The 15,848-nt window shown below is 46.5% G+C and carries 13 protein-coding genes and 2 tRNA genes; 6 read left to right on the forward strand and 9 right to left on the reverse strand.

The features are described 5' to 3' along the window. Nucleotides 1-8: 8 nt before the first annotated feature. The 3 genes from DW121_RS14365 to DW121_RS14375 all read right to left on the reverse strand — a co-directional run bounded on the left by DW121_RS14365 (nucleotide 9) and on the right by DW121_RS14375 (nucleotide 1,263). A tRNA-Pro gene (locus DW121_RS14365) sits at nucleotides 9-81 on the reverse strand. A 16-nt stretch (nucleotides 82-97) separates the two neighbouring features. Next, nucleotides 98-170: transfer RNA gene (locus DW121_RS14370), tRNA-Phe, on the reverse strand. A gap of 91 nt (nucleotides 171-261) precedes the next feature. Further along, a complete protein-coding gene (locus DW121_RS14375) occupies nucleotides 262-1,263 on the reverse strand; it encodes a malate dehydrogenase (protein ID WP_117711536.1) in 1,002 nt (333 codons plus the stop codon). Nucleotides 1,264-1,483: 220 nt separating this feature from the next. Between DW121_RS14375 and DW121_RS14380 the strand changes: the two genes are divergently transcribed. Both DW121_RS14380 and DW121_RS14385 read left to right on the forward strand, forming a co-directional pair. Further along, nucleotides 1,484-2,332: a S1 RNA-binding domain-containing protein gene (locus DW121_RS14380; protein ID WP_118324220.1), complete on the forward strand. Its 849-nt coding sequence runs from the start codon at nucleotides 1,484-1,486 to the stop codon at nucleotides 2,330-2,332. Between the two features lie 117 nt (nucleotides 2,333-2,449). Beyond that, entirely contained in the window at nucleotides 2,450-3,211 is a 762-nt protein-coding gene (locus tag DW121_RS14385) for a hypothetical protein (RefSeq protein WP_118324222.1), read from the forward strand. Nucleotides 3,212-3,307: 96 nt separating this feature from the next. Here DW121_RS14385 and DW121_RS14390 read toward each other — a convergent pair whose 3' ends face one another. Genes DW121_RS14390 through DW121_RS14410 form a run of 5 tightly spaced genes read right to left on the reverse strand, consistent with a single transcriptional unit; the run spans nucleotide 3,308 to nucleotide 9,075 of the window. After that, nucleotides 3,308-4,636, reverse strand: a complete 1,329-nt coding sequence (locus DW121_RS14390; protein WP_117711533.1) for a TolC family protein — start codon at nucleotides 4,634-4,636, stop codon at nucleotides 3,308-3,310. A 29-nt stretch (nucleotides 4,637-4,665) separates the two neighbouring features. Beyond that, nucleotides 4,666-5,772: an efflux RND transporter periplasmic adaptor subunit gene (locus DW121_RS14395; RefSeq protein WP_118324224.1), complete on the reverse strand. Its 1,107-nt coding sequence runs from the start codon at nucleotides 5,770-5,772 to the stop codon at nucleotides 4,666-4,668. Between the two features lie 56 nt (nucleotides 5,773-5,828). Next, nucleotides 5,829-7,070 carry an ABC transporter permease gene (locus DW121_RS14400; RefSeq protein ID WP_118324226.1) on the reverse strand — a complete coding sequence of 414 codons (1,242 nt, stop codon included), beginning with the start codon at nucleotides 7,068-7,070 and terminating at the stop codon, nucleotides 5,829-5,831. Nucleotides 7,071-7,076: 6 nt separating this feature from the next. Further along, the gene (locus DW121_RS14405) at nucleotides 7,077-8,333 is read right to left on the reverse strand and encodes an ABC transporter permease (RefSeq protein ID WP_117711530.1); all 1,257 of its coding nucleotides are present in this window, start codon (nucleotides 8,331-8,333) and stop codon (nucleotides 7,077-7,079) included. Nucleotides 8,334-8,358: 25 nt separating this feature from the next. Beyond that, a complete protein-coding gene (locus tag DW121_RS14410; protein WP_117711529.1) occupies nucleotides 8,359-9,075 on the reverse strand; it encodes an ABC transporter ATP-binding protein in 717 nt (238 codons plus the stop codon). 177 nt (nucleotides 9,076-9,252) lie between these two features. On the opposite strand from DW121_RS14410, the gene DW121_RS14415 reads away from it, so the two are divergent. Next, complete coding sequence (locus DW121_RS14415; protein ID WP_117711528.1) at nucleotides 9,253-10,233, forward strand: ROK family protein; 981 nt, start codon at nucleotides 9,253-9,255, stop codon at nucleotides 10,231-10,233. A 383-nt stretch (nucleotides 10,234-10,616) separates the two neighbouring features. Here the strand turns inward: DW121_RS14415 and rplS are convergent, their stop codons facing one another. After that, the gene (gene rplS / locus DW121_RS14420) at nucleotides 10,617-10,970 is read right to left on the reverse strand and encodes a 50S ribosomal protein L19 (protein WP_009122351.1); all 354 of its coding nucleotides are present in this window, start codon (nucleotides 10,968-10,970) and stop codon (nucleotides 10,617-10,619) included. 170 nt (nucleotides 10,971-11,140) lie between these two features. Here rplS and DW121_RS14425 point away from each other — a divergent pair, with 170 nt between their 5' ends. From DW121_RS14425 to DW121_RS14435, 3 genes are read left to right on the forward strand one after another with little or no spacing between them, the layout of a single operon-like run. Then, nucleotides 11,141-11,911 (forward strand): 5'-nucleotidase C-terminal domain-containing protein, encoded by a 771-nt coding sequence (locus tag DW121_RS14425; RefSeq protein WP_118324228.1) that lies wholly within the window; start codon nucleotides 11,141-11,143, stop codon nucleotides 11,909-11,911. Nucleotides 11,912-11,939: 28 nt separating this feature from the next. Further along, a complete protein-coding gene (locus tag DW121_RS14430) occupies nucleotides 11,940-12,785 on the forward strand; it encodes a bifunctional metallophosphatase/5'-nucleotidase (RefSeq protein ID WP_117711526.1) in 846 nt (281 codons plus the stop codon). Nucleotides 12,786-12,788: 3 nt separating this feature from the next. Beyond that, nucleotides 12,789-15,827 (forward strand): glycoside hydrolase family 3 N-terminal domain-containing protein, encoded by a 3,039-nt coding sequence (locus DW121_RS14435; RefSeq protein ID WP_118324230.1) that lies wholly within the window; start codon nucleotides 12,789-12,791, stop codon nucleotides 15,825-15,827. Nucleotides 15,828-15,848 lie beyond the last annotated feature (21 nt).

The following is a 15,848-nucleotide window of genomic DNA, read 5'->3' on the forward strand; positions in this document are numbered from 1 at the left end:
ATAAATAGTCGGAATGAGGCGACTCGAACGCCCGACCCCTACGTCCCGAACGTAGTGCGCTACCAACTGCGCTACATTCCGCTACCTTTTCGGAAAGTGGTGTCACCAGGAATCGAACCGGGGACACAAGGATTTTCAGTCCTTTGCTCTACCAACTGAGCTATGACACCATTTTCGTTTGCGGGTGCAAAGATAAGGAGATTTTTTTATACTGCAAGGCTTTTTGAGGAAAATATTAGAAAAATCCCTTTTGTAACCATTCTAATCTATATTGGCATTAATGCTGTGCCAATCCTTAATCGGTGGCAATACTCCCATTCCGATAACTTCATCACGCAGTTTGCAAAGGTGTACGTAGCTTTCTTTCAACTTTGCCTCTTCTTCGGGAGTCCCTTTCAGTTCTTTGTAGTGCACCCCCTCTTTATTGATTTCAGTTTCCATAGCCATCATGATGTGGTCGAAACCATGACTGTGCACATATGTACCTACCGGCCAGCGGAAAGGCTTTCCGCCCATAGCGGCGGCAATCATTTCAATAGAGATATAGGCCGGGCTTTGGAAAGAAGATCGTCCGCGCAGGGCGATGATGTTGGCGCCGCCTTTGGTAACCTTGGATTGTATCTCTATCCATTGTTCTTTTGTCAGGGCAGGAGTTCCGATAATGTCCAACAACGGTTTGCCGTCTACTTTAGCGGTAGAGGCATATACAGCCATTTGCTCGCCATGTCCGCCATAGGTGCGGCAGTTCTCTATCTTGTCGGGAGCTATTCCAAAATGTTTGGAAAGTTCGCTACGCAGGCGGGTGCTGTCAAGAGCGGCTAATGTTGTGACTTGCGATGGTTTTAACCCTGAATACAGCAATGTAATCAAGCCGGTGATGTCCGCCGGGTTAAAGATAACCACCACATGCTTTACATCCGGGCAGTAGGCTTTCACATTTTTACCGAATTCTTCGGCGATGGCAGCATTGCCTTTCAGTAAATCTTCGCGGGTCATGCCGGCTTTGCGGGCTGCTCCGCCGGAAGATACTACGTATTTGGCATCGGTCAGTGCTTCTTTGATGTCGGATGTGAACGTAAGGTTCAAGCCCTCGAATCCGCAATGAAACATCTCTTCGGCTACACCTTCCAGACCGGGAGCATAGGGATCGTATAAACAGATGTTCGGGGTGAGGTGCATCATGATTGCAGTCTGTGCCATGTTGGAGCCAATCATGCCGGCTGCACCTACAATGGTCAATTTTTCATTTGTAAGAAATTCCATAATTATATTGTTTAGAGGTTAATAACAATCACTTTTTTCGATTGTTGTATTGCAAAGATAACCGTTTCCCGGCAGAGTTGTTCATATAAAAAAGTTATCTTTTAGAGTGAAAAGTTATTCCTTATCTTTATCTTTGCACTGAATGCAGCTGAATGCAAAGGTTGGCTCTTTACCTCCTTTTGCTTTTTGTTTGTTACAAACGTCACGAAATATAATTTATATGAGTATAGAGTTAGGAAAGTTCAATACCTTGAAGGTAGTAAAAGAGGTTGATTTCGGTATGTATCTGGATGGTGGTGAAGAAGGAGAAATCTTGCTCCCATTGCGTTACGTGCCAGAAGACTGTAGACCGGGAGACGAACTGACTGTGTTTATCTATTTGGATAATGAAGAACGGTTGGTTGCTACCACATTGACGCCGTTGGTGCAGGTCGGACAGTTCGCTTGTTTGGAGGTGGCATGGATAAATCAATACGGCGCTTTCCTTAACTGGGGATTAATGAAGGACTTATTTGTTCCTTTCCGGGAGCAGAAAATGAAAATGCAGGTTGGAAAGCGGTATGTAATTCATGCATATCTGGATGATGAGAGTTACCGTATTGTCGCTTCTGCAAAAGTAGACCGTTATCTTTCAAAAGAGAAAGCGCCTTATGAGCCCGGACAGGAAGTAAGCGTGCTTATCTGGCAGAAAACGGATTTAGGCTTCAAAGCCATCATTGAGAACCGGTATAGCGGCTTGCTGTATGAAAGTGAGATATTCCAGCCTTTACATACAGGCATGACATTGAAAGCTTATGTAAAGCAAGTTCGTGAGGATGGCAAAATAGACTTGATACTGCAAAAACCGGGTCTGGGCAAAGTGGAAGACTTTGCTGCTACCTTGCTGAACTACATTCGCGAACAGGGAGGACGAATTGCATTACATGACAAGAGTCCTGCTGAAGAGATTTATGATACATTTGGTGTCAGCAAGAAAACATTTAAAAAGGCGGTTGGCGATTTATATAAGAAGCATCTGATAGTGTTGCAGGAGAACAGTATCGAGCTGGAAAATTCCTCTAACCCCTAATCATAATAGGGTTTTCCCTATAGCATATTAGAGAGAAACAAAAGAATAGGGGAAAATCTTCCCCTATTTTTGTTTTACTGAAAGGTCGATAGAATAAAACTTATAAAAAGCGTCACCATGAAACGAATATTATTTATATTATTTGCCGCAGTTATGAGCACGACAGTTTGCCATGCGGCTATGAGCAACAGTAAAGTGCGTAAAGAAACACGTTTCCTTACGGATAAGATGGCTTATGAACTGAATCTGAATACAGAACAGTATAACGATGTGTATGAAATCAATTATGACTTTATCTCAGGTGTACGTTATCTGATGGATGATGTATTGAGGGGTGAAGAATGGGCGCTGAATCGCTATTATGATTATCTGGATGTACGTAATGACGATTTGCGTTGGGTGCTGAGCAGCAGGCAGTATTCCCGCTTCATGCAGGCAGCTTACTTCTTCCGTCCAATCTATGTGAGCGGCGGACGATGGTCTTTCCGGATTTATGTTACTTATACTAATCCGAATCATTTCTATTATCCGCGGCCTTACCATTACCGCACTTACTGCGGAGGGCATTACCGTACCCATTACCATAATGTAAGTTACTATCGGGGACGGCATAACCATCCCACTTATAATGGTCCTTTTCGTATTCGTGATAATAAATCGTACCATACGAGCCGGCGTTCTGATTTTGGTTCTATTAATCGCCGTCCGGCTGTTGGCGGATCGACGCATCGCTCTGATGGTAAATCGGTAAATACTCCGAGGCGTGAGAAGGGCATCAAGAAAGAAAGTGTGAGACGCAGTTCTTCTTCCTCTGCACGTACAACACGTTCCTCTTCCCGTTCGTCAGAAAAAAGTAATGGAACGTCAAGACGGAATTAAACTCTTGTCTATGTGTGTTTAACTGAAAAAAGCCCCTTTCTCTCTATATGAACAGAGGAAAAGGGGCTTGTAAACACACAACAACTAAAATTATATTTATTCGATAGGCTCTCCCTTGTAGAAATCCAGTATCTTGGTACGGAAGAGATATTCGTACTTGGCTTGCAGTTCGTCAGATTGCGCCTGCATCAAGTTCTGCTTCGCTTCATTATATTCTACGGCATTCGCTTTTCCGTTTTCATACTTTTCACTCATCAGCCTGAAAGAGGCTTCGCTGGCTGATGCTGCCGTACTGCTGCTTGTATATTTGCTCTCGGATGCGGCTGCATTGTACCATGCCTGTTGAATCTCTTTATAGAGGTTCTTCTTGGCGTTATCCAACTGCAAAGAATAATTCTCGCGCTGCAGACGGGCCGTACGCACCCGGTTGCGTGTAGCCAGTCTGTTGAAGATAGGTATACTCAGGTTGAAGCCGATATATTTATTGAAGTTATCATTCATCTGCTGACTGAAGGTGCGGTTGATTGTTGAATAGTAGTTCGTACCGAGACTTCCGCTGAAACTCAGTTGCGGATAGTAGCTGCTTTGGGCAATACGGATGCTGTGCTTACTTCCTTCCAGACGGTACTGTGCTGCTTGTATGGAAGCCTTGCCGGTTAATGCCGCTTGGAAGACTTCATCCGGAGGAGTTAGCGGGGCGAGTTCTATCTTTACGGCGGGGTTTTCCAGAAGGAAGCCTTCGGGAGTCTCCAGTTCGATAAGCTGGCTGAGGTCGAGCAACGCCAATTGGTAGTTATTGTTTGCCTGCACCGCATTCATTTCATCCTGTGCAACGCGTGCTTTGGCTTCGGCAACCTCTGCGGGAGAGGCTTTGCCTACTTCCGCCAGTCGTTCTATACGTTTGTATTGTTCTTTGCTTAGCTCTACTTGACCTAAAGCCACCCGATGCAATTCCTCATTGAACAATACCTGCAAGTAGGCTGAGGCTATGTTGATGGAAATATCCTCTTTAGCTTTCTCCAAATCGGCGAGGGCAGCCTTGAGGTTTAATTTGGCCAGGGCGTATTGGTTGGGTAGTTCAAGTCCGGTAAATAACGGAATTGAGGTGGAAACGGACATGTTTGTCCCGTGGCTGCCTGTATTGACATATACGGTAGAATAATCACCGGTATTCTCGTCTTTTACAGCAGTCTGCGACCGTCCCCAGTTCCAGTTCTGTCCTGCATTGGCATTGAGGTTCGGGAGTCTTGCCCATTTGGCGGTGTTTACCTCGATACTACTTTGTTCGGCTACGTTGGCTGTCCGTCGGATGTCGATGTTGTGCTCAATAGCGTAGTCTATACATTGGCGTAACGACCAACGCTCTTGTGCCTGAACTTGCATACAACCCAGAATGGCCAGCCATATGAATATATTTTTCTTCATGGTGTTTCCGTTTTGTCTGATACTAATGGTTATTTATCTTTTTTCTCGGCACCGCGCACCTTGTCTTGGGCAGTCAGGCCGCTTTTGACGGCAATCTTAAGACCGTCGCTCATACCGACCTCTATTTGTTGGCGTTTGAACTTTTGCCGGGGCACGCTGTCGGTCAGTACGTAGACAAAGGTACTGTCTCCGCTGAATTCAACCGTACTCTCAGGCAGAGCGAGCGTCTTTTGGGCACGTTCCAGTACAATCTCCGCATTGGCAGAATATCCTGAACGGATTTGTACGCTGTCCGGCGCTTGGATTGCAGCTTTTATTTCAAACTGATTGGCTCCGTTTTCTTCCACGCCTTTCGGAGAAATGTATTCCAGTATGGCATTGAACGACAGGTTTTGCAGGGCGCCGATAGTCAGTTTTACCGGCATTCCTTCGTGTACACGTCCAACTTCGGTTTCATCCAAGTTGCCCCGGAAGATGAGGTCGTTCATGTTGGCAACGGTGGCGATTGTAGTGCCGTCATTGAAGGTGTTGCTCATGATGACAGAGTTACCGACTTTGATAGGTACATCCAGAATCAATCCGGTGATAGTGGAGCGAATAAGTGTGCTGCTGAATGAGGCGCTGTTTTTGGTAATACCTTCTTTTACGATTTCCAAGTTATCTTTGGCTGTTTGCAACTCTTCGCGCGCTTGTTGTACGTTCACCTCACCTTTTTCATACTCTTCGTCGCTGATAAGCTTATCTTTAAATAGTTTCTCGACGCGTGCGAAGTCCGTTTCGGCCTGTCGGGCATTGATTTCTGCCAGACGAACACGGCTTTCGGCGGAATTCAGCGTACCCAATTCGGGAATAACCTTTACTTTGGCAATCACTTCGCCTTGTTTGATACTCTGTCCGGCTTCCTTATACACTTCGGAAATGATACCGGATATTTGCGGTTTGATGAGTACTTCATCTCTTGGCTCAACTTTACCGGTAGCTACGGTAGTCTTTTCCAAATCGGCTATTTCCGGAACAATCGTTTCATACACCTTTACCTTAGGTTGGGACTTTTGATACAAAAATACAAATGTCCAGATAAATATGGCAGCTACCACTGCCAATGATGCAATTTTCAGATACTTCTTTGTTTTCATCTTATTTATTGTATTATTATTTTATTGCTTTGTCCTATCACTTTATCACCTTTTTCTCATTCATCCCTAATTGCCTCAATCGGCTTGATAGCCATTGCGCGATAGGCCGGGGCAAGCCCTGCCAATACACCTAATGCAATGAGAAGGGCGCAGGTGCCGATAGCCAATCCGAAGGATACCTGATAGTGGGTTCTTATGGCTCCCGGATCATTTGTGGCGCTTTCCAAAATTTGCAGTATCAGTACGGCAAAGGAGATGCCTGCCATACCGGCTACGGTTGTCAGTACCATACTTTCCGAGAGGATTTGTTGCAGGATGTCTTTAGGACGGGCGCCGATGGCACGCCGTATTCCTATTTCCGTGGTGCGCTCTTTTACCGTAACCATCATGATGTTTGATACACCGATGGCGCCGGCAAACAGGGTTCCCAAGCCTACCATCCAGATAAGGATGCGTGTGCCGGTCATTAAGGTGTCCATCATAGAGAACATAGCCTCTGCATTAAGGAACATGATGGCCTGTTTGTCGTCCGGTGCGATGTAGTGGGCGGCTTTGACGAGGCGTTCTACTTCGGGTTCTACGTCCTTTACCTTCACTCCCGGCTTCATGATAAAGCACACTACATCTATTCTTTGTCCCAAATTGTACGTTTGCTGCATGGTTGTAAAAGGCAGGGTGACGGCTTCCGATGCCTGTCCCTGTATGTTTACATTACCCTCGGAGGAACACATTCCGATAATGCGGTAATAGATGCCGTTTACTCTGATATATTTTCCGCAGGGGTCTTCACCGGGCTTGAAAAGGCTTTCGTACACACGCTTTCCTATGACGCATACTTTTCGGGCTTCGCGTATGTCTACATCATTGATAAAGCGCCCGTAGGTCATTTCCTGATGTTCCACCTGTTCGTATTCGGGATACAGACCTTTGACGCTGCATTCGTATTTGTTTTCCCCGTAAACGGCTGTTTGTCCCCAAAGGGCAAACGAGGGGGTTGCTATTTTTATTCCGTCGATGTTGCGTACTCTGTCCACATCCTCCATTTCCAGATTCCACCAACGGCCTTTGCGGAAACCTTTGTAGGCTTCACTTGTCTTTTGCGCAGCGATGAATCCTGAGTTCGTGGCAAAGCCCTCGAACTGTGATTTCATTTCCTCCTGCATACCTTGTCCGCCGCCAATGAGTGCTACCAGCATAAAGATTCCCCAGAATACGCCGAATGCCGTCAGCAGGCTGCGGGTCTTGTTTCTTGTTATCGTGACGAGAATTTCCTCGCATGTATCTATGTCTATTCTCATAATCGTTTAATCTGCTCTAAGTGCTTCAATAGGACTGATGCTTACTGCCTTTTTTGCCGGGAAAAAGCCTGCAAGTGTGCCTGCGACAATCAAAGTCAGCGTGGCTTGTATAGCGATGCCGATGTCTACTGTGGGGTCGGAGAACATTCTGGCTTGGAACATACCCGCGTCCGCAGTCTGGTTGCCGAAGGCGGAATTCATCCACTCTGTCACTCCGATGCCTGCCACCATGCCGATGTAGCCGAAGAAGGTGGTAATCGTAACACTTTCCACGATAATCAGCCAAAGGATGGAGAGAGGTTTTGCTCCCAGCGCCTTACGTATGCCAAACTCGCGCGTGCGTTCCTTGACGGTAATCAGCATGATGTTCGATACGCCCACGATGCCGCTTAAGAGCGTAAAGATACCTATCACCCAAATGGCGGTACGAAGTAGTCCGGCAACGTTCTGCGTCTGTATGTATTGCGTGAAGCGGTTCCATATCCAGATTGCGCTTTCGTCTTCAGGGTCGAAACGGTGATTGGAAGCGATGACTTTGCGGTATTCTTTTTCAAAGGCTTCGTTGGCTTCTTCACTTGTCAGGTTTTTGGTGGTGAAGATGATATTGTTAAGCTTGTCACCTTTGTTATAAATGGTTTGCAGGGTGGAGAAGGGGACAAAGGCTACGCTGCTTTGGTCGCCCTGGTCTTCGTACAATCCCGCCACCCGGTAAGCCACACCGCCGACGTTGACAAACTTGCCTATCGGTTCGGTATGTGACTTCTTGAAAAGAATCTCTGCCGATTTCTTGTGGAGGATAATGACTTTCCGCCGTTCTTTTATATCGTTTTGGTTGATGAAACGTCCGGTTGCTGTTTTTATGGCTTCGGATTGTACGTAGTTAGGATGTACGCCCATTAGTGAGATGTTGATGTATTCTTGCCCGAAGCTGATATTTACATCACCTTGCCGGAGGGTGGCGCCGGCTGTGATAATGTTATCCGGGAAGTACTTCTCGGTCGCGGTGAGGTCTTTGTTGTCCATTTGGATACGCCGTCCCTCTTTCAGCCCTTCGTATGACTTGGTGGTCCAGCCGCCACCCAGCCTGATGGAGTTCAGCGCACGTTCGGAAGCATTCTGTTCGAAAGCGTGGATAATGCCATTACCCGCTCCCAGCAGTACGATAAGCATGAAGATGCCCCATGCTACCGCAAATCCGGTGAGAAATGTGCGCAATTTGTTACGTTTGATTGTACCGTATATTTCTTGCCAAAGGTCTATCATGTGATTGGAAGGTTATAAAGTAGTTCTATTTCATAAATCCGTTTTTCCCGAATGGTGACGCGTCATGATTCAGATTTTCTTCGATACTGCCTATTACGCCGTCTTTAATGTGGATAATCTTATCCGTCTGGTTGGCGACACCGCTTTCGTGGGTTACGACGACAATGGTCATTCCCGTTTGATGCAAATCTTTTAGAATCTGCATGACCTCCACGGATGTTTTGCTGTCGAGAGCGCCGGTCGGTTCGTCTGCAAGAATTATCTGGGGTTGGGTAATCAGTGCGCGGGCAATGGCGACACGTTGTTTCTGCCCGCCGGACATCTCGTTGGGCATATGGTGTGCCCAGTCTTTCAGTCCCAACCTGTCCAGATACTCCAATGCCATGGCGTTGCGTTTCCGGCGACCTACTCCTTGATAGAAGAGCGGGAGAGCTACATTCTCTACCGCATCTTTGAAAGAAATCAGATTGAATGACTGAAAGATAAAGCCTATCATGCGGTTTCGGAACTCGGCGGCTTTGGTTTCACTGAGGTTTTTGATAAGTGTGCCGTTCAGGTAATATTCTCCGGTGTCGTAGTTGTCCAGAATACCTAATATATTAAGCAGCGTGGATTTCCCGGAGCCTGAGGCTCCCATAATAGAGACAAATTCTCCTTTCTTGATGTCGAGATTGATACCTTTGAGGACGTGTAGCGGTGCTCCGTTATTGTAGGTTTTGTTAATGTCTTTTAGTTGTATCACGGTATTTCCTGTTTATTGCTTTTTCTTACTTAATTTTGCTTATTAGACGCAGTAACGTCACGAAAAGTTGCAAATGAAGCGAAGTTTTTTAAAAAAAGATTTTGCAGTGTCGTTTTTCTTTGTGTAATTTGTAACCATTAATGTTATAACTAACCCTTTAAACAAAAAGTAAATATCATGAATTCAAACATGGAGAAGCCCTATGTAGTAGGGATTGACATAGGCGGAACGAATACCGTCTTTGGTATCGTAGACGCACGTGGTACTATCATTGCAAGCAGTTCCATCAAGACGGGAGCTTATGAACAGGCAGATGATTATGTGAACGAAGTATGCAAGAATCTTCTTCCTTTGATAATTGCCAATGGCGGTGTCGATAAAATAAAAGGTATCGGTATCGGCGCTCCTAACGGCAACTATTACAGCGGTACGATAGAATTTGCTCCAAATCTTCCGTGGAAGGGAGTAATTCCTTTGGCAGCCATGTTTGAAGAACGTTTGGGCATTCCTACTGCACTGACCAATGACGCCAATGCTGCCGCTATCGGTGAAATGACTTACGGAGCTGCACGCGGTATGAAAGATTTTATCATGATTACTCTGGGCACGGGTGTAGGTAGCGGTATTGTTATCAACGGACAAATGGTATACGGGCACGACGGTTTCGCCGGAGAGTTAGGTCATACCATTATACGTCGCGAGAACGGCCGTATTTGCGGATGTGGCCGTCACGGATGTTTGGAAACTTACTGCTCGGCTACGGGCGTGGCACGCACCGCACGCGAGTTCCTCACCGCACGTACTGAACCGAGTCTGCTGCGCTCCATCCCTGCTGAGAATATTACGTCTAAAGATGTATACGATGCAGCCGTACAAGGCGACAAGCTGGCACAGGATATTTTTGACTTTACCGGTACTATCTTGGGTGAGGCTATTGCCGACTTTATCGCTTTCTCCAGCCCGGAAGCTATTATTCTGTTCGGTGGATTGGCTAAATCCGGCGATTACATCTTCAAGCCTATCCAGAAAGCCATCGACAGCAATGTGTTGGCTATTTATAAGGGTAAGGCCAAACTCATGATGTCCGAACTGAAAGATGCTGATGCTGCTGTGCTGGGAGCCAGTGCTTTGGGTTGGGAGTTGAGAGACGTTAAGTAAGAGAAACTGATTATTGATAAGGTATAGAAGGATGCGTTTCATTATGAAGCGCATCTTTTTTGTTTGTATCAAACAGAATTATCAAGCGCATCAAATAGAATTATCAAGCGCGTCAAACAATTTTTTCAAGTGTATCAAACGGATTCATCATCGTGAGAAGAACAGATTATCTGTTTCAATAAAATACATGGTCTGTTTCATTAAAACACATAGTCTGTTTCATTAAAACACATAGTCTGTTTTATCGATACACATTATCCGTTCTATCATTAGCTTTGCTCAAAACCTCTTTCATCTTGCTCGTATGCCTCCTGCGGTGTAAGTAAAAAAGGGAAACCGATGGATTCGGCTTCCCTTTTTTATTTAGAAATAAGAGTTTGGAATTAACCGTTAACTCTTTTTTCTTTAATTCTTGCTTTCTTACCGGTAAGAGCACGCAGATAGTACAATTTAGCGCGACGAACTTTACCCACTTTGTTCACTTCGATGCTGTCGATAGCCGGTGATTCAATCGGGAAAATACGTTCTACACCTACGGTACCAGACATTTTACGTACAGTAAAACGCTTCTTGTCTCCATGTCCTGCAATCTTGATAACAACGCCACGGTACAACTGTACACGTTCTTTGTTACCTTCGACGATACGATATGCTACTGTAACAGTGTCACCTGCCTTGAAGCTCGGGTGTTGTTTGCCGGTAGCAAATGCTTCTTCTGCAATTTTAATTAAATCCATTGTTCTTATTATTAAATTGTTTGATCGTTACAACGCAACATACCAGGCTTCTCACTCAGTGTCCTGACAGCGATTGCGCGAAAGCGGTGCAAAGGTAGAGTTTTTCTTTTGATTGACAAAGGGATGTGAGTTTTTCTTTCTATATTTGTAGCAATTTAAAACGAACAAATATGAAGAAAGGTTATTTGAAATTCGTTTCCGGACTGGCATTGGCAGTGATGTTTTCGTTTACATCTTGTCATTCGGCTTATGAAGTGACGAAAGTGGAGGGACGTATGCATCCGATGGATTCTACGTATGATGTGAATTCTGATGCGGAAGCCGTGGCATTGCTCGCTCCCTATAAAGCGAAGATAGACAGCATGATGTACCGGGTGGTAGGCACAGCCGAGATGTCTATGGACAGAGGCGCTCCCGAAAGTCCCCTCTCCAATCTGGTGGCCGATGTGCTGCGCGGGGCGGCTGTGCAGGTACTTGGAAAATCTGCCGACATGGGGCTCGTAAATATGGGCGGTCTGCGTAATATGCTTACGGAAGGTCCGATTACTTGCGGTAATATCTACGAAATATTGCCGTTTGAGAATTCACTTTGTGTGCTGACTTTGAAAGGCGCTCATCTGAATCGTCTGTTCGAGAATATAGCGGCCCGCGGGGGCGAAGGAGTCAGCGGCGTGCAGTTGCAGATTACTAAAGACGGAAAGCTGCTGCGGGCCACCGTGGCCGGTAAGCCGGTTGTTGATGACAAACTGTACACCGTTGCCACTATCGATTATCTGGCCGACGGCAACAACGGTATGACTGCCTTGATTCAGGCGGAGAAGAGAGAGTGTCCTTCGGGTGCCACTTTGCGTGGGCTGTTTATGGACTATGTGGAACGACAGACCGCGGCGGGTAAGAAGATTACTTCGCGCATGGAAGGAAGAGTTGCTGTGGAAGATTAAGAACCGAAAACTAAAAAAAGGAAATCTGATGAAACGTATATCTATATTTTGCTTGCTGGTATTTTACATATTGTTGACGGCATCGGCACAACAGGGCAAACAATTGGCCATTTTGCACACAAGTGATACTCATAGCCGTATCGAACCGATTGATCCGCATGCTGCCGACCCGTATGCCGATATGGGCGGTGTGGTGCGCCGCACCACTTTCTTGAAAGAATTTCGTACAAAGAATCCGGATGCCCTGCTCTTCGATTGCGGTGATATTTCACAGGGTACACCGTACTATAATCTTTTCCGGGGTGAGGTGGAAATCAAGATGATGAACCTCATGGGCTATGATGCCATGACTATCGGTAATCATGAATTTGATTTCGGACTGGAGAATATGGCGCGTTTGTTCCGTATGGCAGACTTTCCGGTGGTATGTGCCAATTATAACGTTGCCGGAACTGTTCTTGAGGGACTGGTGAAACCTTATGTTGTATTGAATCGCAGTGGCGTGAACATCGGAGTGTTTGGGCTGAGTCCTCAAATGGAGGGGCTGGTGCAGGCCGATAAGTGCGAGGGCATCGTGTACAAGGACCCGATTGCTGTGGCGCAGGAAGTTACGGACTTGCTGCGAACCAAGGAGGGATGCGATGTAGTAATCTGCCTTTCTCATCTTGGATTCCGAATTAAGAATGAAGTCTGCGATGAAAAGCTGGCGGCGGAAACCAAAGGCATCGACGTAATTCTGGGTGGGCACTCTCACACTTTCATGGAGAAACCGGCGTTTTACTTGAATGCCGAGGGGAAGAATGTTTCGGTATTGCACACCGGAAAGAGTGGAATTTTTGTAGGAGAACTGGATTTGACATTGACTAAAGAGTGATAAATGAAAAGGCTGTTACTGTTTGTTCTTATTATAATGGGATGTTGCGGGCGTTTCGCTTCGGATGCAAAATTACGTCCGGCGACACCGGCTGTCGTGCTCCCCGTAGAACCTTTGCTGGTAAAACCGGTGCAGGATGATGTGCGATGCAGGCAGTGGGTAGATTCGGTACTGGACAAGTTAAGTCTGAAAGAACGTGTAGGACAGCTTTTTATTTATACAATCGCTCCTTATCAGGATAAGCGTAACAAGGAGTTGCTGCGCAAGGTTGTTGAAGACTATAAAGTCGGCGGTCTGTTGTTTTCGGGCGGCCTGATGCAGAACCAAGTCATGCTGACGAATGAAGCGCAGCGTATGGCGGATGTTCCTTTGCTGATTACCTTTGACGGAGAGTGGGGACTTTCCATGCGCTTGAAGGGTACTCCCGTCTTTCCCAAGAATATGGTGCTGGGCTGTATCCGAAATGACAGTTTGCTCTACGAATATGGTCGTGAAATGGCAAGGCAGTGCCGTGAACTTGGTGTGCAGGTGAATTTCGCTCCGGTGGCGGATGTTAATATCAATCCGGAGAATCCGGTTATCAATACTCGCTCGTTCGGTGAAAATCCGGTAAATGTGGCTGATAAGGTTATCGCTTATGCCAAAGGGCTGGAAGACGGAGGGGTACTTTCTGTATCCAAGCACTTTCCCGGTCATGGAGATACGGATGTAGATTCACATAATGCACTCCCAACACTGCCTTTCACACGCGAACGCTTGGACAGTGTGGAACTCTATCCTTTTAAGAAAGCCATCCAAGAGGGGCTGGGCGGTATTATGGTAGGGCATCTGGAGGTTCCTGCCTTTGAGGAGACAAGCGGAGTGCCTTCCTCTCTTTCCCGTAGTGTGGTATATGATTTGCTGACGCGTGAGTTGAAATTCCGCGGACTTATATTTACGGATGCCTTGGCCATGAAAGGGGTATCGAATAATGCGTCGCTGTGTCTGAAAGCACTGAAGGCGGGCAATGACTTGCTGCTCGTTCCCCGCCGTATCAAAGAAGAAGTAGATGCTGTGCTGGCTGCCGTAAAAAGTGGAGAGCTGACGGAACAGGCAGTGGAGGAAAAGTGCCGTAAGGTATTGACGTGTAAATATGCTTTGGGTCTGAATAAGAAGCCGGTGGTTCGTCTTTCGGGTTTGGGAACACGGATTAATACTCCTTATACGCGCGATTTGATTCATCGTTTGAATATGGCGGCCATCACTGTATTGGGCAATGCAACGGAGGTATTACCGCTGGATCCGGCTATCGGGGATGTTGCTGTGCTCAATGTCGGCGCAGCTACGGAGATACAGCCTTTTATCAAACAGCTTTCCATGTATACGCATCCGGTGGAGTTTCAGTTGGGAAAAGATTTGCCGGAAGCGGGACGCAAGGCTTTGAGAGAGAAGCTGTCGAAATATAAACGTATTTTGGTGTGTGTCACCGAACATCGTCTGGCAGCTTATCAGTCTTTCTTTGCTGAGTTTGCTCCGGAAGTTCCGGTGGTGTATGTGTTCTTTATTCCCGGTAAACAGCTGTTGCAGATACATCGGGGCATATCGGTTGCCGAAGCTGTGGTATTGGCGCATTCTTCGGGTGATGATGTACAGCGGCAGGCAGCCAAGATACTTTATGCGGATGCTGTGGCGGACGGCAGGTTATCGGCAAGCATAGGCGGTTTGTTTGCTGCGGGAGAAGGATTGGACTTGAGTCCGCAAACCGAACCTCATTTTGTTCCCGAAGAACATGGTATGGATTCCCGCTTGTTGGCGCAGATAGATACGATTGCGCGGGAAGGCATACGTGAAGGTGCCTATCCGGGATGTCAGGTGGTGATTCTGAAGGACGGAAAGGAGATGTATAATAAGGCTTTTGGTACTTATACGTGGAGTACTGCCAAGGATAAGGAGGCTACTCCGGTGACACCGGTGTCTGTATATGATATGGCGTCTTTAACGAAAACGACGGCTACTTTGCTGGCTGTGATGAAACTCTACGACAAGGGACGCTTGAATCTGACTGACCGTGTGTCCGACTATCTTCCATATCTGCAAGATACGGATAAACGTGACATAACTGTCAGGGAATTGTTATTCCATCAGTCCGGTTTGCCGTCTACTCTGTTGTTCTATCAAGATGCTATTGATAAAGACAGTTATGATGGCACGTTGTTTAAGGCACGCCCGGACAAGCTGCATCCTACCCGCATCGGGCGACAGACATGGGCCAATCCCAAATTCCGTTTCCGTCCGGGGCTGACTTCTAAAGCACGTACGGATGAATGTACTCTACAGGTATGTGACAGCCTTTGGCTGAACAAGTCTTTCAAAAAGGAATATCTCCAAAAAATAGCCGATACTCCTTTGAAGGATAAACGGTATCGTTATAGTTGTGTGGGCTTTATCCTGTTGCAGCAACTGGTTGAGGCGCGTGCAGGAATGCCTATGGATGAATATCTTGCTCAGGAATTTTATGCTCCTATGGGTTTGCGGCGTACCGGGTATCTGCCGTTGCGCTTCTTGCCTAAAGAAGGAATTGTTCCTTCTTCCGTCGACCCTTTCTTGCGGAAAACGATTTTGCAGGGATTTGTGCATGATGAGTCGGCTGCTTTCCAAGGCGGCGTTTCCGGCAATGCCGGATTATTCTCTACGGCGGAGGAAGTGGCGCAGGTTTATCAGATGTTACTGAATGGCGGTGAATTGAATGGAAAACGTTATTTGAGCAAGGAGACTTGCAGGCTTTTTACGACAACGGTTGCCAAGAACAGCCGCCGTGGTTTAGGGTTTGACAAGCCGGATGTGCAGAATACGGAGAAGAGTCCTTGTGCCCCTTCAGCTCCGGCATCAGTGTACGGGCATACAGGCTTTACCGGTACTTGTGCGTGGGTGGACCCTGACAATGGGCTGGTCTATGTCTTTATAAGTAATCGTATTTATCCGGATGCATGGAATACGAAATTGCTGAAACTGGATATTCGAGGAAAAATACAGGAGGCAATGTATCAGGCAATATTGAAATAAGGGTAATCATATCCGAATATA

This window comes from Bacteroides sp. AM10-21B, assembly GCF_003472565.1.
GTDB classification, from domain to species: Bacteria; Bacteroidota; Bacteroidia; order Bacteroidales; family Bacteroidaceae; genus Bacteroides; species Bacteroides propionicigenes.